This window comes from Pseudomonas sp. P1.31 (assembly GCF_001269815.1).
Classification (GTDB): Bacteria; Pseudomonadota; Gammaproteobacteria; order Pseudomonadales; family Pseudomonadaceae; genus Aquipseudomonas; species Aquipseudomonas rustica.
In genome coordinates, this window is record NZ_LHVN01000007.1 from 114812 (window position 1) to 135214 (window position 20403).

At 58.7% G+C, this 20403-nt stretch carries 15 protein-coding genes, 1 tRNA gene and 1 pseudogene; 13 read left to right on the forward strand and 4 right to left on the reverse strand.

Annotated elements, in window-relative coordinates; all coding sequences use genetic code 11:
- Window positions 1–72 precede the first annotated feature (72 nt).
- From rbfA to AD669_RS03800, 5 genes are all read left to right on the forward strand, one after another.
- Entirely contained in the window at window positions 73–474 is a 402-nt protein-coding gene (gene rbfA, locus AD669_RS03780) for a 30S ribosome-binding factor RbfA (RefSeq protein ID WP_007915259.1), read from the forward strand.
- A gap of 4 nt (window positions 475–478) precedes the next feature.
- Complete coding sequence (truB, locus tag AD669_RS03785; RefSeq protein WP_053117035.1) at window positions 479–1396, forward strand: tRNA pseudouridine(55) synthase TruB; 918 nt, start codon at window positions 479–481, stop codon at window positions 1394–1396.
- Window positions 1397–1538: 142 nt separating this feature from the next.
- A complete protein-coding gene (rpsO, locus tag AD669_RS03790) occupies window positions 1539–1808 on the forward strand; it encodes a 30S ribosomal protein S15 (RefSeq protein ID WP_003177875.1) in 270 nt (89 codons plus the stop codon).
- A 193-nt stretch (window positions 1809–2001) separates the two neighbouring features.
- Complete coding sequence (gene pnp / locus AD669_RS03795) at window positions 2002–4107, forward strand: polyribonucleotide nucleotidyltransferase (RefSeq protein WP_053117036.1); 2106 nt, start codon at window positions 2002–2004, stop codon at window positions 4105–4107.
- Between the two features lie 158 nt (window positions 4108–4265).
- A tRNA-Thr gene (locus tag AD669_RS03800) sits at window positions 4266–4341 on the forward strand.
- A 37-nt stretch (window positions 4342–4378) separates the two neighbouring features.
- Here AD669_RS03800 and AD669_RS03805 read toward each other — a convergent pair.
- Window positions 4379–6478, reverse strand: a complete 2100-nt coding sequence (locus tag AD669_RS03805) for an acyltransferase family protein (protein WP_082341382.1) — start codon at window positions 6476–6478, stop codon at window positions 4379–4381.
- 256 nt (window positions 6479–6734) lie between these two features.
- On the opposite strand from AD669_RS03805, the gene AD669_RS03810 reads away from it, so the two are divergent.
- Window positions 6735–7034 (forward strand): DUF6388 family protein, encoded by a 300-nt coding sequence (locus AD669_RS03810; protein ID WP_053117038.1) that lies wholly within the window; start codon window positions 6735–6737, stop codon window positions 7032–7034.
- A gap of 88 nt (window positions 7035–7122) precedes the next feature.
- Here the strand turns inward: AD669_RS03810 and nadC are convergent, their stop codons facing one another.
- A complete protein-coding gene (gene nadC, locus AD669_RS03815) occupies window positions 7123–7971 on the reverse strand; it encodes a carboxylating nicotinate-nucleotide diphosphorylase (protein ID WP_053117039.1) in 849 nt (282 codons plus the stop codon).
- A 386-nt stretch (window positions 7972–8357) separates the two neighbouring features.
- Here nadC and AD669_RS03820 point away from each other — a divergent pair, with 386 nt between their 5' ends.
- The 5 genes and pseudogenes from AD669_RS03820 (at window position 8358) to AD669_RS28980 (ending at window position 14321) form a co-directional block, all read left to right on the forward strand.
- Window positions 8358–10529 (forward strand): DUF1631 domain-containing protein, encoded by a 2172-nt coding sequence (locus AD669_RS03820; protein WP_053117040.1) that lies wholly within the window; start codon window positions 8358–8360, stop codon window positions 10527–10529.
- 64 nt (window positions 10530–10593) lie between these two features.
- Window positions 10594–11154 carry a 1,6-anhydro-N-acetylmuramyl-L-alanine amidase AmpD gene (gene ampD, locus AD669_RS03825; protein ID WP_053117041.1) on the forward strand — a complete coding sequence of 187 codons (561 nt, stop codon included), beginning with the start codon at window positions 10594–10596 and terminating at the stop codon, window positions 11152–11154.
- Window positions 11151–11990 carry a regulatory signaling modulator protein AmpE gene (gene ampE / locus AD669_RS03830; protein WP_053117042.1) on the forward strand — a complete coding sequence of 280 codons (840 nt, stop codon included), beginning with the start codon at window positions 11151–11153 and terminating at the stop codon, window positions 11988–11990. The genes ampD and ampE overlap by 4 nt, the downstream gene beginning before the upstream one ends.
- Before the next feature lie 1269 nt (window positions 11991–13259).
- Window positions 13260–13463 (forward strand): annotated as a pseudogene (locus AD669_RS28975) (HAMP domain-containing protein); the annotation flags it as partial.
- A 153-nt stretch (window positions 13464–13616) separates the two neighbouring features.
- Window positions 13617–14321: a methyl-accepting chemotaxis protein gene (locus tag AD669_RS28980; RefSeq protein WP_371262360.1), complete on the forward strand. Its 705-nt coding sequence runs from the start codon at window positions 13617–13619 to the stop codon at window positions 14319–14321.
- A 187-nt stretch (window positions 14322–14508) separates the two neighbouring features.
- On the opposite strand, the gene AD669_RS03840 is transcribed toward AD669_RS28980, so the two are convergent.
- Both AD669_RS03840 and cra read right to left on the reverse strand, forming a co-directional pair.
- Window positions 14509–15285 (reverse strand): TatD family hydrolase, encoded by a 777-nt coding sequence (locus AD669_RS03840; protein WP_053117044.1) that lies wholly within the window; start codon window positions 15283–15285, stop codon window positions 14509–14511.
- Between the two features lie 3 nt (window positions 15286–15288).
- Entirely contained in the window at window positions 15289–16284 is a 996-nt protein-coding gene (gene cra, locus AD669_RS03845; protein ID WP_053117045.1) for a catabolite repressor/activator, read from the reverse strand.
- A 305-nt stretch (window positions 16285–16589) separates the two neighbouring features.
- Between cra and ptsP the strand changes: the two genes are divergently transcribed.
- On the forward strand, window positions 16590–19451 hold the full coding sequence (ptsP, locus tag AD669_RS03850; protein WP_053117046.1) for a phosphoenolpyruvate--protein phosphotransferase: 2862 nt from the start codon (window positions 16590–16592) through the stop codon (window positions 19449–19451).
- Window positions 19451–20392 (forward strand): 1-phosphofructokinase, encoded by a 942-nt coding sequence (pfkB, locus tag AD669_RS03855; RefSeq protein WP_053117047.1) that lies wholly within the window; start codon window positions 19451–19453, stop codon window positions 20390–20392. Before ptsP ends, pfkB begins: the two co-directional genes overlap by 1 nt.
- The last annotated feature ends 11 nt before the right edge of the window (window positions 20393–20403 follow it).

Here is a 20403-nt window from a genome sequence, read left to right on the forward strand (position 1 = left end):
TTGTCAGGCCGGGCGTTTGCCGCTTTCAGACCTTGCGGGTTTCACCGCAGGGCAGTAACAGGTAACAAAATCATGGCAAAAGAATACAGCCGTACCCAACGTATCGGCGATCAGATGCAGCGCGAGCTGGCCCAACTGATCCGTCGTGAAGTCAAAGATCCACGTGTGGGTCTGGTCACCATTACCGCCGTTGAAGTCAGCCGTGACGTCGGTCACGCGAAGATTTTCATCACCGTGATGGGGCAGGACAACGCTGAAGACATCGCGCAAAGCATCAAGGTGCTGAATGCCGCCGCAGGTTTCCTGCGCATGCAACTGGCCCGTGAAATGAAGCTGCGCAGCGTGCCGCAACTGCACTTCCACTACGACGAATCCGTCGTGCGTGGCGCGCATTTGTCAGCGCTGATCGAGCGTGCCGTTGCTGAAGACAATCAGCACCCGGTCGCTGCTGAACCTGAAGACACCAAGGAGTAATTCGGTGGCTCAGGTCAAACGTATCCGTCGTAACGTCAGCGGCATTATCCTGCTCGACAAGCCGTTGGGGTTCACCTCCAACGCCGCGTTGCAGAAGGTTCGCTGGTTGCTCAACGCCGAGAAGGCCGGTCACACCGGCAGCCTCGATCCGCTGGCCACCGGCGTCTTGCCGTTGTGCTTTGGCGAGGCGACCAAGTTCTCGCAATACCTGCTCGATTCCGACAAGGCCTATGAAACCCTGGCGCAGCTGGGCAAGACCACCACCACGGCCGATGCCGAGGGTGAGGTTTTGCAGGAGCGTCCGGTGACCGTTGGTCGCACCGATGTCGAAGCGGCATTGCCGAAATTTCGTGGGCAAATCAGTCAGATACCGCCGATGTACTCGGCGCTCAAGCGCGATGGCCAGCCGCTGTACAAGCTGGCGCGTGCAGGCGAAGTAGTGGAGCGCGAACCGCGTTCTGTTACTATTGCGCGCTTGGAATTACTGGCCTTCGAAGGCGATACTGCGCGTCTTGCGGTGGATTGCAGCAAGGGCACCTATATCCGCACCCTGGTGGAGGATATCGGTGAGCAACTCGGTTGTGGTGCGTACGTCGCTGAATTGCGCCGTACCCAGGCCGGGCCTTTCACCCTGGCGCAGACCGTGACCCTCGAAGAGCTGGAAGCGGTACATGCCGAAGGCGGCAACGAAGCGGTTGATCGCTTCCTGATGCCATCGGACAGCGGCTTGCAGGATTGGCCGCTGCTGCACTTCTCGGAAGCGAGCGCGTTCTACTGGCTCAACGGCCAGCCGGTACGTGCCCCGGATGCTCCGAAGTTCGGCATGGTGCGGGTACAGGATCACAATGGTCGCTTCATCGGTATCGGTGAAGTGAGCGAAGACGGGCGCATTGCGCCACGTCGACTGATTCGGTCGGAATGACCGAAACCGGTCTGTGTCAAAGCAGGCTGGCGAGGGTGGCTGTTAACAGGCACGGTCACTACTCATTTATAGATACAGGGATTTGTCCCTGGCCTGTTGAAGCTGTTTCTTTGAAACAGTTTCCTGATAAAAGGATTGCCTCATGGCTCTCGACGTTCAAGAAAAAGCTCAAATCGTTGCTGACTACCAGCAAGCTGTTGGTGACACTGGTTCGCCAGAAGTGCAAGTTGCACTCCTGACCCACAACATCAACAAGCTGCAAGGTCACTTCAAGGCCAACGGTAAAGATCACCACTCCCGTCGTGGTCTGATCCGCATGGTAAACCAGCGTCGCAAGCTGCTGGACTACCTGAAAGGCAAGGATCTGGGTCGTTATCAGACTCTGATCGGTCGCCTGGGTCTGCGTCGCTAATCAGCGATTGCGCTATGAGGTTGGTTGTCTGTCGGACGTCTGCGGTTTACCGCCGGCGGCTTGCAGGCTCCCAGCCTCAAGTTTTATCTGGATACACGTTTTACCCTGGACAGGCGTTGGGCCGATTCCCGACATTGCCCAAGAATTCGCAAGAAACCAGTTCCCCCAAGAGCCACAAAGAAGGTAGGACACCGTGAACCCGGTAATCAAAAAATTCCAGTTCGGTCAATCGACCGTTACCCTCGAGACTGGCCGTATCGCCCGTCAGGCCTCCGGCGCAGTATTGGTCACCGTTGACGACGACGTCAGCGTATTGGTGACTGTAGTCGGTGCAAAACAAGCCGATCCAGGCAAGGGCTTCTTCCCTCTGTCGGTTCACTACCAGGAAAAGACTTACGCTGCCGGTAAGATCCCTGGCGGTTTCTTCAAGCGTGAAGGCCGTCCTTCCGAAAAAGAAACCCTGACTTCCCGACTGATCGACCGTCCGATCCGTCCGCTGTTCCCAGAAGGCTTCATGAACGAAGTGCAGGTTGTCTGCACCGTCGTTTCCACCAGCAAGAAGACCGATCCGGACATCGCTGCGATGATCGGTACCTCGGCTGCCCTGGCCATTTCGGGTATTCCGTTCGACGGCCCGATCGGCGCCGCTCGCGTTGCTTTCCACGAAAGCACCGGCTACCTGCTGAACCCGACTTACGAGCAGCAAGCTGCTTCGAGCCTGGACATGGTCGTTGCCGGTACTTCGGACGCCGTGCTGATGGTTGAATCGGAAGCCAAAGAGCTGACCGAAGACCAGATGCTGGGCGCCGTACTGTTTGCTCACGACGAATTCCAAGTGGTGATCAACGCTGTTAAAGAACTGGCCGCTGAAGCTGCCAAGCCAACCTGGAACTGGGCTCCGGCTCCAGAAGCCACCGAACTGCTGGGCGCTATCCGTGCCGAGTTCGGCGAAGCGATCTCCCAGGCTTACACCATCACCATCAAGGCCGACCGTTACGCTCGCCTGGGTGAGCTGAAGGATCAGGTGGTTGCCAAGCTGTCCGGTGAAGAAGGCCAGCCTTCGTCCAGCGAAGTCAAAGCTGCTTTCGGCGAAATCGAATACCGCACCGTTCGCGAAAACATCGTAAACGGCAAGCCACGTATCGACGGTCGCGACACCAAAACCGTACGTCCGCTGAACATCGAAGTCGGCGTTCTGCCGAAGACTCACGGTTCGGCGCTGTTCACCCGTGGTGAAACTCAGGCTCTGGTAGTCGCGACTCTGGGTACTGCCCGTGACGCACAGCTGCTGGACACCCTGGAAGGCGAGAAAAAAGACCCGTTCATGCTGCACTACAACTTCCCTCCGTTCTCGGTAGGCGAGTGTGGTCGCATGGGTGGTGCTGGTCGTCGTGAAATCGGTCACGGCCGTCTGGCCCGTCGTTCGGTTTCGGCCATGCTGCCAGCCGCTGACGTGTTCCCGTACACCATCCGCGTGGTTTCGGAAATCACCGAATCCAACGGTTCGAGCTCGATGGCTTCCGTTTGCGGCGCTTCCCTGGCTCTGATGGACGCTGGTGTTCCGATGAAGGCGCCGGTTGCCGGTATCGCCATGGGTCTGGTTAAAGAAGGCGAGAAATTCGCCGTTCTGACCGACATCCTCGGTGACGAAGACCACCTGGGCGACATGGACTTCAAAGTAGCGGGTACCGCCAAAGGTGTTACCGCGCTGCAGATGGACATCAAGATCAAAGGCATCACCGAAGAAATCATGGAAATCGCTCTGGGCCAAGCCCTGGAAGCGCGCCTGAATATCCTCGGTCAGATGAACCAGATCATTGGCCAGTCGCGTACCGAACTGTCGGCCAACGCTCCGACCATGATCGCGATGAAAATCGACACCGACAAAATCCGTGACGTTATCGGTAAAGGTGGCGCGACCATCCGTGCGATCTGCGAAGAAACCAAGGCTTCGATCGATATCGAAGACGACGGTTCGATCAAGATCTTCGGCGAAACCAAGGAAGCTGCTGAAGCTGCACGTCAGCGCGTTCTGGGCATCACCGCTGAAGCCGAGATCGGCAAGATCTACGTGGGCAAGGTTGAGCGCATCGTCGACTTCGGCGCATTCGTCAACATCCTGCCGGGCAAGGACGGTCTGGTGCACATCTCGATGCTGAGCGACGCTCGCGTAGAGAAAGTGACCGACATCCTGAAAGAAGGCCAGGAAGTGGAAGTGCTGGTACTGGACGTGGACAACCGCGGCCGTATCAAGCTGTCCATCAAAGATGTGGCAGCAGCCAAGGCTTCGGGCGTTTAATCACCCCCAGGCCTTAGCGCAATAAAAATGCCCCACCGTGAAAACGGCGGGGCATTTTTTTTGTCTGGCATAAAGATCAAAAGATCGCAGCCTGCGGCAGCTCCTACACAGGCTGCGATCTTTGCTTTTGTGAAAACCGGTGCTAGGTTTAGCCCACCGCCCGTGTAGCTCAGCCGGTAGAGCAGCGCACTCGTAACGCGAAGGTCGCAGGTTCGATTCCTGTCTCGGGCACCACTTTCCTTCGAGGCCTCAACGGTTTTCGCGTCTGACTTCAATTGATTACGGCGTCAGCCATCTCGAAAATCTTGATCGAACCTACCTTGCTCAGATGTCCTTCGTCACGATAGATAGGAACGCGATCTATGATACTGACGCAGGATTTTTCGTCGCAGAGGGTGTCGGAGAGTTTGACGACTTTAGTGTTCAGATCTTTCTCGACGAACTCGTAGAACGCTCTAATGTTTTTAGTTTGTTTGTCGTAAGTCTCGCGAGATTTGTTGCAGTCAGTGTTTTCACCAAAGACAATTTTCTTGCTCAGGGTTCTTTCCATGCAGAGTAGATTTTGCGTGGTGATTCCCGGAGTCGAGGAAATGACCACGACGTTTTTCCCTGTGGATCTAACGGCCTCTACAGTGATTCGCATATTGCTTTTCAAAGAGTCGAGTCCGGTGTCGACAAGTTCGATTTTTCCATCGGCCTGTCTGATCGAATTTTTAGAACCAGGGTTTGCGTGTTGTGCAAATGACGCGGCAATTATGACCGTGTCTATTTCCTTGTGATCTTTCACGAATTGCAGAACCGAATCATTGAAATTGATGCAGTTCTCGGTTTTCTTGGGGTTTGGGTTTTTCGCGTTGTAGGGCGACACCCCCAGGAATGGCGGGCACGCGCTGAACGTAGCCTGACGCAAGTCGATGTGTTGAGCTGTCGCCAGGCCCGGAACCAAATGCATAGCATAAGAATCACCCCAAACAAGTGTTTTTGGTGAGGCGCTGGTTTTGCACTTGGCGTTGTCATTCAGGACAGGACTGTCGCAAGACCTGTCGAGGCCGGTGTTAGGAATACGATTTTCTACAAAATCAATTTCTGGTTTCGAAATGAAAATGATCGCGAAGTGAAGCCCAAGAACGGCCGTCGCTGTACAAGCGTAAGCTGCAAATGTTGGAAGGGGCCGCCTTCCAGCAGAGCGTAGAGGTGTTTCCACCCAATGATGGATGACGATGGCCAGTACGACGGATAACGCAACAACTCCGACTTTGATAACGATCGGTATTGGGCCTATGTAAGAGCTGTTGAGGAACACAATGATGGGCCAGTGAACCAGATAGAGCGGATAAGAAATATCACCTAACCGGGCAAGCGGCTTGAGTGCTACGAACTCGTTAAGCTTCGTACTTGAGGACAGGATGATGATAAGTGTTGCGGTGCAGACGATTAGCGCATCAAGCCCTGGATGTGGGAAGCCCGTGCTGACGAATTGAATTGCGATCAACGCCACTATTGATGGAATGAGCGCCGTCTTTGAGAGCGACCTGACTCTCTCGCTGTGGATGATCAATGCACCTGCCGAACCCAAAAGAAGTTCCCAGGCACGTGAAGGCAGTAAGTAGAAAGCCGCGCTGCGATCGTTCCCCAGAAGGTAAATACAGACTGCCAGGCTGATAACGATAAGCGTACCCAACATCGCCGGCCAGTAACGGCGCGGAGTAAAAATCAGGAAGAAGGGCAGAATCAAGTAGAACTGTTCTTCTACGGCAAGCGACCAAAGATGCAGTAGCGGCTTGAAGCTCGCCGCGACATCGAAGTAACCGGTCTGCCCCCAAAGCACGAAGTTTATGCTGAAGGTCAGCGCGCCGATGACTTGAGATTGAAGATCCGCGAGCTCAATTGAGTTTAGAAAGAAAACTGAGCCAATCGAGGTCAGTACGATGGTTGCCAAGGCAGAGGGGAGTAATCGACGAGCCCTCCTCAGGTAGAAATCAGAGAATGAAAAGTCATTGTTTTTTATTTTCCTGGCGATAATCCCGGTGATCAGAAATCCGGAAATCACGAAAAAGATGTCGACGCCAAGGTAACCATTTTTCAGGAATTGAATGCCGATATGGTCGAGGACAACCAAAGCAACGGCTAATCCTCTAAGCGCTTGAATGTCCTGCCTCATCAATGTCATTGCTGTTTCGCTGAAGTGTAAAAGTTTGAATTTTGACGTGAATGGCCATGCAGCTTTCCTTCCTGAAGAAGTTTCCATTCCGGCAAGATTGTCGAGAGGGCTTTGGCGAGCCCCTTTTGAAAAACGGCACACTATACAGACGTGAAGGCAAAATGGTATCGGATGGAGGGCTGGCCAAGCGTGGCTTGAGGTTGTGGACATTGCTCCCCTGCCTCAGACGCTATTGAATTTTACGGCTCGAAATCCGCCTTTATGTTCCGCAGGTCAACTTTTTGTGAGAGAGATGTAAAGACCCGTGTAATTCGTCATGCAAACGTCCTATATTCGGTGCCTGCATGAGCATCGCTTAGCAGTTTTCAGATGATCCCGAATGGTTCCGAAGGCCGGAAAAAACCGCGTCAGAGAGATCCTTGATGATCCAGATCCATCCTCCATTCTTACGATCAGCGAGAACGCCATGACCGAATTAACTCAAGAGCAACGTCAAGAACAAGCGCTGGAGAAATACAAACTCGACGCGCCCCAGCTGTTGGAAGAGATCAAGGACTTGAGTCCTGATGATCAGAAAGACCAGATTCAGTGGGCATTCGAAGACGAAGCCGAGGCCCAGGGCCTGCAGCCGTGGGAGCTGACGCTCAAGTACACGAGCACGCCGGAGGAGTTCGAGGCGCAGCGCCTCGTGCTGCACAAAGAGGCGGCTGAAGTGCTGGGTGTCGATTGGGAAGAGTACTGCGAGATGAATAATCTCGTCGTATAAGAGCAGCAGCGAGTCTCAAGCGGCAAGCTACAAGTCGGAGCAAAAGCGCTGTGGCTTGTAGCTTGTAGCTCGCAGCTTGCCGCTGCTGTTAAAGACTCAAGCGCATCGACAGGTCGACCGCTTTGACATCCTTGGTCATCGCGCCGATCGAGATGTAATCCACCCCGGTTTCGGCGATTGGCAGCAGCGTGCTTTCGTTGATGCCACCGCTGGCTTCCAGTTTCGCCTTGCCGCCGTTCAGGCGCACGGCTTCGCGCATGTCGTCCAGGCTCAGCTCATCGAGCATGATGATGTCGGCGCCGGCTTCCAGCGCTTCTTTCAACTCCTCCAGACTCTCCACTTCGATTTCCACCGGTTTGCCCGGTGCGATCTTGTGCGCGGCCGCGATGGCCTGCGGGATTCCGCCGCTGGCAGCGATGTGGTTTTCCTTGATCAGGAACGCGTCGTAGAGGCCGATGCGATGGTTGTGGCAGCCGCCGCAGGTGACTGCGTATTTCTGCGCCAGACGCAGGCCCGGCAGGGTCTTGCGGGTGTCGAGCAGCTTGACCTGAGTCTCGCCGACGAAATCCGCCAGGTACTGCGCCCGCGTCGCCACGCCGGACAGCAGTTGCAGGAAGTTCAGCGCACTGCGCTCGCCGGTCAGCAGCGAACGGGCCGGGCCTTCCAGATGAAAAAGCGGCTGATTGGGTTTTACCCGCTGACCATCGACTACTTGCCAATGCACCGCGACGCGTGGATCGAGCTGACGAAAAACCGTATCAACCCACGCGGTGCCGCAGATGACGGCTTCGTCACGGGTGATGATGGTGGCTTTGGCCAGACGTTCGGCCGGGATCAGTTGCGCGGTGATGTCGCCGCTGCCGACGTCTTCGAGCAACGCACGGCGCACGTTGGCTTCGATTTCGGCGGTCAAATCGGCGAGACGTAGATTCGGCATAACGGGCTCCACAAACAAAGTGATTCGATTATAGGGGCATGGCGCGAGCCAACCCAAGGCGTGAACGTGCGTGGTTGACTGCATCCGGTCGAATTTCTTTGAGCAAAGGCCGGCCGACGTGGTCAATGCAAGGGGCGAGGTATAGGGGAAACCCTGACGGCTATAACGGCGGTGACACCTTTTGCAAGATAATCCGCCTTGCATTTGACGTCATGGCTTTGACGATTTTGAGCGCGCCGCATCAAAACTGTGGGAGCGGGCTTGCTCGCGAAGAGGGCGTGTCAGCGACATTTCTTTTTCTGACCCACCGCTTTCGCGAGCAGGCTCGCTCCCACAAGGGGCTTGCGCAGAAAGTGACCGACGAATCACCGTTTCAGGAGGCTTGGATGCACAACGACGGGAAAGTAGTGCCTTTGCACAAGGCCACTACGGATCAGGCGAACCATTCGCCGCTCGCCCGCCTGCCTGTGATTCTGCTTCAGGTTCGCGACAAGGCTGCGCAGCAACTGCGCCACGGCTTGCAGGAGCTGTTCGATAACGCCGACGACACTCTCTTCGAAATGGCGGATCGCGCACGCAATGACGTCGAACAGAACATCTTTTTCGAAGCCATGCGCGACCTGCGCCTGAAGCGCAAAAACATCGAGCGTGGTTTCCTCGAACTGTTTTTCGAGGCTTTCGTCGGCCTCACTCAATACGACGCCTCACCCAACGCCTTGCCGCCCGCACTGATGTTCGACGAGTCGGCGCCACGCACCGACGACATGGAGCGCAGCGTGGCGATTGAGACCATGGTTGGCCGGGTGCTCAAGCGCGATGGCTTTGCGCTGGATCAATTGAGTGCGCGGCTCAGCGTTTTGCTCGGCAAACCTCTCGACGCACAGCACAACCCGCTCGCCCCGGCGATGCTCTGTGAGTACTTCTTGCAGGCCGGGCGCAACCTCGGCGTGGAGATCAAGGTCAAGCTGATCCTGCTCAAACTGTTCGAGCGCTATGTCCTCGCCGACACCGAGCAGTTGTATGCCGAAGCCAACCAACTGCTCAGCGTCACCGGCGTACTGCCCGAGCTGAAACCGGCGCCGGCGCGACGTGCGCTTGATCGCGCGATGGCCAACGTGCACAGCGAAGACAGCGACGAACCGCTGCCGGCCGACGAGGGTGTGCAAGAAGTCTTCGCCGCGTTGCAGGAACTGTTACTGCAAGTGCGCGGCAGCGTCGCGCCGACACTCGAGCCCAGCGCCGCTACGCAGCCGATCAGCACCCGCGACCTGCTGCGTCTGCTCTCGCACTTGCAACAATACGTGCCGGCACTCGCGGCGCAGGACGATTTCGATCTGCGCAATCAGCTTGAACAGTTGTTGACGCGGGTCAGCCTCAGAAGTGGCAAATCGCGGATTGTCGAGGGCGCGGACGAAGACGTGATCAACCTGATCGCCATGGTGTTCGAATGCATTCTGGATGACCGTAATGTGCCGGATTCGCTCAAAGCGCTGATCGCGCGTTTGCAGATTCCGATGCTCAAAGTGGCGGTGCTCGATAAGAGTTTCTTCAGCCGCAGCAGCCACCCGGCGCGGCGCCTGCTCAATGAAATCGCCGCTGCCGCAATGGGTTGGGGCGATAGCGACAGCGAAACTCGCGACAACCTGTACCTGCGTATCGAACAAGTGGTGCAGCGCCTGCTCACGGATTTTGTCGATGATCCGGCAATTTTTTCCGAGCTGTTGGCGGACTTCCTCGCGTTCACCAGTGACGAGCGCCGCCGCAGCGAATTGCTTGAACAGCGTTTGCGCGATGCCGAAGAGGGCCGGGCGAAAACCGAGCTGGCTAGGCGCCGGGTCGAACGGGCGTTGAATCAGGCGCTGTTGGGCAAAGTGTTGCCGCCGGCAGTGGTGACGTTTGTTGAGGATGCCTGGAGCAAAGTGCTGCTGCTGACCTGTCTCAAACATGGCGAAGCTTCCGCCCAATGGCGTGACGACGTGCAGACCATGGAGCAACTGGTCTGGAGCGTGCAGCGTCACAACGACGCGGAATCCGGTTTGCGCCTGTTGGCTTTGGTGCCCGGCCTGCTCAAATCGCTGCGAGATGGCCTGACTCGTGCGGCATTCGATCCATTTGCCACCAGCGAATTTTTCAGCGAACTCGAAACCCTGCACGTGAGGGTGCTCGAACCCGCCAGCGAGGCCGATCCGATGATCGAAGTTTCGCAGCAGATTGTTTTGCCTTCCGCCGATGAGGGCGCAATGGTGAAAAACTCTACGCATCTGCCGGACGATGCCGCTGGTCTGCGTCAGGTCGATCAATTGCGTCTGGGCAGTTGGGTGGCGTTTCAGGAAGACGAAGAACACAGCTTGCGCTGCAAACTCGCGGCAATCATCGACGCCACCGACAAATACGTTTTCGTCGACCGCACCGGCATGAAAGTCCTCGAGCGCAGTCGTGCCGCGCTGGCGGTGGAATTCCAGCGTGGCGCCGCGCGAACACTGGACGACACCTTGCTGTTCGACCGGGCACTGGAGTCGGTGCTGGGCAACCTGCGGCGACTCAATCGTTCCAAGTGATCGCGCGCCGGGTGCCGATCACGGCATACTGGACGCCAACACAGTCGGCGCTGAAGGAATCGTTATGCAGCTGGATCCCGCTAGCGGGTGGTGTCACGGGGTGCAGGTGTGCCCATCGCCCAATTTCAATGAACGCCCGGCGGGCGAAGTTTCCCTGTTGGTCATCCACAACATCAGCCTGCCACCGGCGCAATTCGCCACCGGCAAGGTGCAGGAATTTTTCCAGAACCGTCTGGATGTCACCGAACATCCCTACTTTGCAGGGATCGCCGACCTACGCGTCTCGGCGCATTTTCTGATTGAACGTGACGGCAAGGTCACCCAGTTTGTCTCCTGTCTGGAACGGGCGTGGCATGCGGGCGTGTCGATTTTTGACGGTCGCGAAACCTGTAACGATTTTTCCGTGGGCATCGAGCTCGAAGGCACCGATGATCTGCCCTTCACCGATGCGCAGTATCAAGCGCTGACCGTGCTCACCCGTCAGTTGCAAAGAGCATTTCCGGCCATCACCGGCGCCCGTATTTGCGGGCACAGCGACATCGCACCCGGGCGTAAGACCGATCCTGGCCCGGCATTCGACTGGGCGCGTTACCGCGCAGCCCTGGCACAAGAGGAAGGACAATGAGTTTTCTGGTGTTACTGCTGGCCGTCTGGATCGAGAAGTTTTCGGCCCTGCGCCATCGGGTTCAACGCGATGGCGGATGGATCCGCGAACTGAACAAACTCGAAAGCAGCGAGCGATTGGCGGGTAAACCGTGGCTGGTGCTGACCATTCTGGTGCTGTTTCCGGTCGCGCTGCTGGCGCTGTTGCTGGTGGTGCTGGAACCGGTGGCTTACGGTCTGTTGGCGTTGCCGGTGCATCTGCTGGTGGTGATTTACAGTCTGGGACGCGGCGATTTGCTCGGCGGTCTCGGGCCGTTCCGCGATGCCTGGCGCCGTGAAGATCTGCAAGCGGCGGCGCATGTCGCCAAACGCGATCTGAATATCTGCGCCGACAGTGGCGAAGAGCTGCTCGATCGGGTGCAGGGGCACTTGCTGTGGGAGGCCTATCAGAGCTTTTTCGCGGTGATCTTCTGGTACTTCGTGCTCGGCCCGGTGGCGGCGTTGGCGTATCGCTTGTTGGCGCTGGCTGAAGAACACGGCACGAACCCGGCGCTGGTCGAACGCGCCGCGCAATTGCGCCATGCTTTTGATTGGGTGCCGGTGCGACTGCTGGCGGCGAGTTTTGCCTTGGTCGGCAATTTCGTTGCGGTTGGCCGGGTGATGTTGCATGAGTTGCTGAACTGGAACATCAGCGCTGCGCAACTGATCAACAAGGTTGGCTTGGCAGCGGGGGAGATCCCGCCTGCTGCGGTCGGACCGGAAGGCATTACTACCCTCGACAGCCTGTGGGAACTGCTGCTGCGTGCGGCGGTGTTGTGGTATGCCGGGTTTGCGCTGTGGACTGTTCTGATCCACTAAAAAATCAAAGTGAAATTCATTGTGGCGAGGGGATTTATCCCCGATGGGCTGCGCAGCAGCCCCAAAACCATCCACCACGATTTTTCAGATACAACGCCTATTCAGCTATTGGGGCCGCTTCGCGCCCCATCGGGGATAAATCCCCTCACCACAATGGATTTGTGTTGTCCTTGCTTCGTTAACCTTAAGTTACAAAACCTCCCGCCGATTTGAGCTATACAGTGATGGCGCCGGATAGTGGCTATCTGCTGTCGTCCCGCGCCTGCCAATAAAAACAAGAAAAACCAAGGGAGACTTCCAGTGAAGAGCTTGCTCTATCCCGCCGTCTCGCTGATGAACCGTCTGAGCTTCGGCATGAAGTTCAGCTTGATCAGCGTGCTGTTCCTGGTGCCGATGCTGGTGACCAATTTCTATCTGGTGCGCGATTCCTATCGCGAATTCCAGGGCACCCGCGTCGAGCTGCAAAGCCTCGATCTGCTGGGCAGCAGCCTGACCCTGCGCCGGGATCTGGAAACCCTCAACAATCTGGTGCAGATCAACGTCACCCTTGGCCAGTCCGGCAAGGCGGGCAACATCGAATCGAAAATCACCGCCCTTGAACAAGCCGTACTGACGCGCTTGCAAGGTCTGACGGCGATGACCGACGATCCCGAGCAGATCAAGGCTTTCGATGGCAAGCGCGATGAAATGATTGCCGCGTTCAAAGCCCAGCAAGTGGAAAGCTCCCTGCAAAGCAAAAGTGCGCTGATCGGCAAACTACTCGCCAGTGCGCAGATTTTCAGCCAGATCATCACCAGCCAGGCCGGTTTGAGCCGCGACAATCAGGGCGATATTCGTCAGCTCAGCGAGCTGGTCACCCTGATCACCCCCGGCGTCACCCAGACCCTCGGCGAAGGCCGGGCGATCGGTTCGTACTCGCTGGCGCAGGGCTTTCTCAACAGTGCCTCCAGTACGCGGTTCGACGAACTGCTGGTGAAGATCGAAAAACTCCAGGGCGAGTACGGTTTGAAACTGCAGGACGCCCTCGCTTCCAGCAAAGCCGCGCGGGACGACCTCAGCGCCGAGGCCGACAACAGCAAGGCATCGCTGAAGCAAGCCAGCGAATTGTTCGAAGAACAGGTGGTGATGGCCGACACCCTCGATGCACCGTGGCAGGCGTTTTACGACCAGGTTACCGCGTTGATGGATAAAACCTACGCGCTCAACGAAGCTTCGCTGAAATTTCTCGACAGCCAACTGCAGCAACGTCTGGCGCATAACCGCACGCACATGATCTTGCAGGCGGTGGCGCTGTCGGTGGTGTTTGTGCTGATTTTCTATCTCTATGGCGGTTTCTACGCTTCGACCCGCACCACGCTCAAACGCCTCGGCGCGATGATGGACAAGGTTGCGGCGGGTGACATGACGGTCAACTTCAAAGCCAATAGCCGCGATGAGTTGGGTGAGTTGGGCGAAGTGTTTAACGGTACGGTGAAGAAGATTCACGACTTGATCGAACGAGTCGGCCAGACCGTCGGTGAGGTCGAGCGCCAAGCGGGGCAGGTTGAGAACGTTTCCGCGCAGAGCAATCAGGCAGTGGCGGGGCAACGCACGCAGATCGAGCAAGTGGCGACGGCGATGAACCAGATGTCGGCTACCTCGCTGGAAGTCGCGCGCAGTGCCGCAGCGGCCGTGAACAGCGCCCACAGCGTCAACAACGAGACCCTCAGCGGTCGCGGTCTGGTCGAGTCGCAACAGGGCAGCATTGCTGCGCTTGCAAGCGAGATTGATCAGTCGGTGCTGGTGATCAATCAGTTGGCGAGCGATAGCCAGTCGATCAGTCGCGTGTTGGAAGTGATCAAAAGCATCGCCGAGCAGACCAATTTGCTGGCGCTCAACGCCGCGATCGAAGCGGCGCGGGCTGGCGAGCAGGGTCGTGGTTTTGCGGTAGTGGCGGACGAAGTACGCACCTTGGCTAAACGCACACAGCAATCGACCGAAGAAATCGAGCAGATGATCGCCAAGTTGCATGGCGGTGTCGGCGCGGCGGTGAAGGCCATGGGCGTCAGCCATCAGATGGCCAATGGCACGGTCGGGCAGTCGGAAAAAGTACAGCAGGCCTTGGAAAACATACTCGGCGCTGTGGGCATGATCGTCGATCAGAACCAGCAGATTGCGGCGGCGGTGGAGCAGCAAACGGCGGTGGCCCATGACATTGACCAGAACATCGTCGAGATCAACCGCGCCGGCGAACGCACGGCGCAAGGCGCGCACCAGACCGAAGACGCCAGCCGCGCGCTGTCTGCCCAGGTCGTCGAGCTAAAACAACTGATCAGCGCCTTCCGCGTCTGAGCCGTATCTTAAAACCTTGTGCGAACCTTTGTGGCGAGGGGATTTATCCCCGCTGGGGCGCGAAGCGCCCCCAAAACCTGAAAAAGGGTTTTATCTGATAAAACGTGAACTACGGTTTTGGGGCCGCTTCGCAGCCCATCGGGGATAAATCCCCTCACCACAAAAGCCCGTTCCCACAGTAACCGCGTTACCAGCCAAACACTTCGCAGCTGTTGGCGGTGCTGGCGGCGGCGAGTTGTTGTGGGGTGATCTTCATCAGTTCGGCCAACGCTGCGCAAATCGCCGGCAAGTGCGCCGGTGTATTGCGGACACCTGGGAACATTGCCGGCGCCATGTCCGGTGAATCGGTTTCCAGTACGATCGATTCCAGCGGCAAGTCCGCCAATACCCGATGCATGCGCAACGCCTGCGGCCACGTCGGCGCGCCGCCCAGACCCAGTTTGAAACCGAGTTTGATGTACTCCCGCGCCTCTTCACGGCTACCGGCAAAGGCGTGGATGATCCCCGCGCGTTTGAGCTTGAAGCGCTTGAGCGTAGCGATCACCGCCGCGTGGCTGCGGCGCACATGGATCAGCGCCGGCAATTGAAAATCCGCCGCGAGTTGCAACTGTGCTTCAAACAGCGACTGTTGCCGCTCGCGATCCAGTGTTTCGATGAAGTAATCCAGACCAATCTCGCCGACCGCGCACAACTGTCGATGACCCTTTAATCGAGTCAGCCAATCACCGAGTGCCGTCAAATCTTCAGGACGATGTTGATCGAGATACACCGGGTGCAAGCCGAACGCCGCGTGCAAATCAGCATCGCTCTGCACCAGATCCCACACCCGTTGCCAGTTGCCCTCGTACACGCCTAACACCACCATCCGCCGCACCCCGAGGGCGCGGCTTTCGGCGAGCAAGGCCGGGCGATCGGCGTCGAAGTCGGGGAAGTCGAGGTGGGTGTGGCTGTCGATCAGCTCCACGGCTCAGTCCCGGTGAATACGCTGCTTGAAGGTACGCGCAATGGCCTGCACGCCAGGCTTGTATTCCGACTGCTCGACGGCTGCAAGCGCCAGTTCCAGCGCCTTGTCGGCGATCAACTGGTGCTGCTGGGCCATGGCGTTGACCGGCAACGGCAGGAAATCCAGCAACTGCGTGTCGCCAAAGGTGCCGAGGCGCAGCGGCCGCGATTTCAACGGGAAGTCATGCAGCGCATCGAACACGCCCTGCAACAGCACGTAGGAAGTTGTCACCAACGCATCGGGCAAATGCCCCAGACGTTGCAGGAGCTCTTCCATCAATTGCTTGCCACATTCGCGGCTGAAGGCTTCGGCGTGCTCCACCAGCACTTCGCCTTTGAAATCGGCCAAGGCTAGTTTGAAACCGGCGGCACGTTCTTGGCTGATGCTCAGCTCAGGCCGCGCGCCGAGCAGCACGATTTGTTTGAGCTGCGGCTCGAGCAGGCTTTGCGTCAGGTGCTGACTGGCCTCGCGGTCGTCACTGATCACCGAGCAGAAATGCTCCGGCTCCATGACCCGGTCGATGGCGATGATCGGCGTGCCCTTGGCCTGCAACTGCCGATAACTGTCATCACCGGCCGGCAGGCAACTGGCGACGATCAGCGCATCGCAACGACGCGCGCGGAACAGTTGCAGCAACTGGCGCTCGCTGTCCGGCGCATCGTCCGAGCTGGCGATCAGCAACTGATAACCGCGCGCCCGCGCGCCTTGCTCCAGCAGCTTGGCGATCCGCGCGTAACTGGGGTTTTCCAGATCCGGCAGGATAAAACCCAGCGTGCGCGTATGCCGACTGCGCAGCCCGGCCGCTTGAGGATTGGGTGTAAAGCCATGCAGATCGACCACCGCGCGCACACGTTCGACGGTAGCGGTACTGATGCGCTGCTGTTCGGCCTTGCCGTTGATGACGTAGCTGGCGGTGGTCACGGACACTCCGGCCAACCGCGCGATATCACTGAGTTTCAACCCGGGATTTCCTTGTTTTTTCGAGCTTGCCGCAACATTTTCGCCAATCCTACCCGATTAGGGCAGACGACTATTGTCGCAACGCATCCGACAAGTTGGACTTCAAGGATGGGACATTATCGAGTAACGTGCCGATCAATCTAGATTAAACGTTTCAGCAAGCGTATTTTCTACGTTTTAGACGCTTTTGGCCGGTTCTGCCGTGAAACCGCCAAAACTGCCGCTGAAAAGCGAAGCAATCCAGCGCCTAAGCTGTGACCATTCAAAACAATACCTGGCGCATCCAGCGTCAAAAAGGAGATTGCATGCTCGAGCTCACTATAGAGCAGATATCCATGGGCCAATCGGCTGTGGATAAACCCGCTGCCTTGCAACTGCTGGCCGATCATCTGGTGGCGGATGGTCTGGTCGCCGACGGTTACCTCGCCGGTTTGCAGGCCCGGGAAGCGCAGGGCTCGACCTTTCTCGGTCAAGGTATTGCCATCCCCCACGGCACCCCGGAAACCCGCGATCAGGTGTTCGCCACTGGCGTGCGCCTGATGCAATTCCCTGATGGTGTGGATTGGGGCGATGGCCAGATCGTTTATCTGGCGATCGGCATCGCGGCCAAATCCGACGAACATTTACGTCTGCTGCAATTGCTGACCCGCGCCCTCGGCGAGACCGATCTGGGCCAGGCCCTTCGTCGCGCCAGTTCGCCTGGAGCGCTGCTGAAACTGCTGCAAGGCGCGCCGCAGGAACTGGCGCTGGATGCACAGATGATCGGCCTCGGCGTGTCGGCTGACGATTTCGAAGAACTGGTCTGGCGCGGCGCGCGTTTGCTGCGTCAGGCCGATTGTGTGAGCAACGGTTTTTCGGCGGTGCTGCAACAAGTCGAAGCGCTGCCGCTGGGCGACGGTCTGTGGTGGTTGCACAGCGAGCAAACGGTGAAGCGTCCGGGCCTGGCGTTCGTCACGCCGGACAAACCAATGCGCTACCTCGGCCAGCCGCTCAGTGGTTTGTTCTGTCTGGCCAGCCTTGGCGAAGCGCACCAGGCGCTGCTCGAACGTCTGTGTGCGTTGCTGATCGAAGGTCGCGGCCATGAATTGGGCCGCGCCACCAGCAGCCGTAAAGTCCTCGAAGTGCTCGGCGGTGAACTGCCCGCCGACTGGCCGAGCGCACGCATTGCGCTGGCCAACGCCCACGGCTTGCACGCGCGCCCGGCGAAGATCCTCGCGCAACTGGCGAAGCGTTTTGATGGCGAAATTCGTGTGCGCATCGTCGACGGTCAGGACAGCGCCGTGTCGGTGAAGAGTTTGAGCAAACTGCTCAGCCTCGGCGCCCGCCGTGGTCAGGTGTTGGAGCTGATCGCCGAACCGAGCATCGCTGCCGACGCCTTGCCGGCATTGCTCGCCGCTATCGAGGAAGGCCTCGGCGAAGAAGTCGAGCCGCTGCCCGCCATCAGTGAGCAGCGCGAAGTCTTTGCCGACATCGCCGAAGTGGTGATTGCCCCGGCGTCCGGCACTCAGTTGCAAGCCATACCCGCCGCGCCCGGCATTGCCATCGGCCCGGCGCATATTCAAGTGCAGCAAACCATCGATTACCCGATGCGTGGCGAGTCCGCCGCGATCGAACGCGAGCGCCTCAAACAAGCGCTCAGCGATGTGCGCAACGACATTCAAGGCCTGATCGAACGCAGCAAGGCCAAAGCCATCCGCGAGATCTTCATCACCCATCAGGAGATGCTCGACGACCCGGAACTCACCGACGAAGTCGACACCCGCCTCAAGCAAGGCGAAAGCGCCGAAGCGGCGTGGATGGCGGTGATCGAAGCGGCGGCCAAACAACAGGAATCGCTGCAAGACGCGTTGCTCGCCGAGCGTGCGGCGGATCTGCGTGACATCGGCCGCCGCGTGCTGGCGCAACTGTGTGGCGTGCAAACCCCGAGCGAGCCTGAGCAACCGTACATTCTGGTGATGGACGAGGTCGGCCCGTCCGACGTCGCGCGGCTGGATCCGGCGCGTGTGGCGGGGATTCTCACCGCACGCGGCGGCGCCACGGCGCACAGTGCGATCGTCGCGCGGGCCCTCGGGATTCCGGCGCTGGTCGGCGCTGGCGCAGCAGTGTTGTTGCTGGCGCCGGGCACACCGTTGCTGCTCGATGGCCAACGCGGTCGCCTGCACGTCGACGCCGATGCCGCGACCCTGCAACGCGCTGCCGAAGAACGCGACACCCGCGAACAACGCCTGAAGATTGCCGCCGAACAACGCCATCAACCGGCACATACTACCGACGGTCATGCGGTCGAAGTGTTCGCCAACATCGGCGAAAGCGCCGGCGTGATCAGCGCGGTGGCGCAGGGCGCCGAAGGCATCGGTCTGCTGCGTACCGAATTGATTTTCATGGCCCATCCGCAAGCGCCGGACGAGGCGACGCAAGAAGCCGAATACCGCCGCGTGCTTGATGGTCTCGCCGGTCGCCCGTTGGTGGTGCGCACGCTGGATGTCGGCGGCGACAAACCGCTGCCGTATTGGCCGATCGCCAAGGAAGAAAACCCGTTCCTCGGCGTGCGCGGCATTCGCCTGACCTTGCAACGTCCGCAGATCATGGAAGCGCAATTGCGCGCCTTGCTGCGTTCGGCGGACAACCGTCCGCTGCGGATCATGTTCCCGATGGTCGGCAGCGTTGAAGAATGGCGTCAGGCCCGCGACATGACCGAACGTCTGCGCCTGGAAATCCCGGTCGCCGATCTGCAACTGGGGATCATGATCGAAGTACCGTCCGCTGCCTTGCTCGCGCCGGTGCTGGCCAAGGAAGTCGACTTCTTCAGCGTCGGCACCAACGACCTCACGCAATACACCCTGGCCATCGACCGTGGTCACCCGACGCTGTCGGCGCAGGCGGACGGCCTGCACCCGGCAGTGCTGCAATTGATCGACATCACCGTGCGCGCGGCCCATGCCCATGGCAAGTGGGTTGGCGTCTGCGGCGAACTGGCGGCGGATCCGCTGGCGGTGCCGGTGCTGGTTGGCCTCGGTGTCGATGAACTCAGCGTGTCCGGGCGCAGCATCGCCGAAGTCAAGGCGCGCATCCGTGAACTCAGCCTGACGCAGGCGCAAACCCTTGCTCAACAGGCCCTGGCCGTGGGCAGCGCCAACGAAGTGCGCGCATTAGTGGAGGCCCTGTAATGGCCAAGATTCTTACCCTGACCCTCAACCCGGCGCTCGACCTTACCGTCGAACTGCCACGGCTGGACGCCGGTCAGGTCAACCGCAGCGACGAGATGCACACCCATGCCGCCGGCAAAGGCGTGAACGTCGCGCAGGTGCTCGCCGACCTCGGTCATCAACTGACGGTCAGTGGCTTTCTCGGCGAAGACAATCTGCAAGCGTTCGAAACCCTGTTCGCCAAGCGTGGTTTTGTCGACGCATTTATCCGCGTGCCGGGTGAGACGCGCAGCAACATCAAAGTCGCTGAACAGGACGGCCGCATCACCGACATCAACGGCCCGGGGCCGGTGGTCGATGCTGCCGCGCAGCAGGCGTTGCTTGATCGTTTGGGGCAGATTGCACCGGGTCATGACGCGGTGGTGGTCGCCGGCAGTTTGCCGCGTGGCGTCACGGCGCAGTGGTTGCGTGAGCTGATCGAACGGCTCAATCAGCTCGGCTTGAAAGTCGCCCTCGACTCCAGCGGCGAAGCGTTGCGCGCAGCGTTGAAAGCCAGTCCATGGCTGATCAAGCCGAACACTGAAGAACTCGCCGATGCGCTCGGTTGCGAGGTGGTTTCGCACACGGCGGAAGCGCAGGCAGCGGCGCGTTTGCATGCGCAAGGCATCGAGCACGTGGTGATCTCCCACGGTGCTGACGGCGTGAACTGGTTCAGCGTCGGTTCGGCACTGCACGCCACGCCGCCGAAAGTCAGCGTCGCCAGCACGGTCGGTGCCGGTGATTCATTGCTGGCCGGCATGCTCCACGGTTTGCTCAGCGCCGACACGCCTGAACAAACCCTGCGCACGGCCACTGCGATTGCGGCGATGGCGGTGACCCAGATCGGTTTCGGCATCCACGACCGTGCGCAACTGGCGCAGCTCGAACAGGGCGTGCGCGTGCGCCCCCTGACAGAACAATAAGAGGGTTTGTC

Coding starts and splice junctions, on each gene's coding strand:
- ampE (WP_053117042.1), top strand. CDS start 11,151: ATGAGTTTTCTGGTGTTACTGCTGGCCGTCTGGATCGAGAAGTTTTCG.
- AD669_RS03810 (WP_053117038.1), top strand. CDS start 6,735: ATGACCGAATTAACTCAAGAGCAACGTCAAGAACAAGCGCTGGAGAAA.
- rpsO (WP_003177875.1), top strand. CDS start 1,539: ATGGCTCTCGACGTTCAAGAAAAAGCTCAAATCGTTGCTGACTACCAG.
- ptsP (WP_053117046.1), top strand. CDS start 16,590: ATGCTCGAGCTCACTATAGAGCAGATATCCATGGGCCAATCGGCTGTG.
- AD669_RS03820 (WP_053117040.1), top strand. CDS start 8,358: ATGCACAACGACGGGAAAGTAGTGCCTTTGCACAAGGCCACTACGGAT.
- AD669_RS28980 (WP_371262360.1), top strand. CDS start 13,617: ATGTCGGCTACCTCGCTGGAAGTCGCGCGCAGTGCCGCAGCGGCCGTG.
- nadC (WP_053117039.1), bottom strand. CDS start 7,971: ATGCCGAATCTACGTCTCGCCGATTTGACCGCCGAAATCGAAGCCAAC.
- rbfA (WP_007915259.1), top strand. CDS start 73: ATGGCAAAAGAATACAGCCGTACCCAACGTATCGGCGATCAGATGCAG.
- AD669_RS03805 (WP_082341382.1), bottom strand. CDS start 6,478: ATGTCCACAACCTCAAGCCACGCTTGGCCAGCCCTCCATCCGATACCA.
- ampD (WP_053117041.1), top strand. CDS start 10,594: ATGCAGCTGGATCCCGCTAGCGGGTGGTGTCACGGGGTGCAGGTGTGC.
- pfkB (WP_053117047.1), top strand. CDS start 19,451: ATGGCCAAGATTCTTACCCTGACCCTCAACCCGGCGCTCGACCTTACC.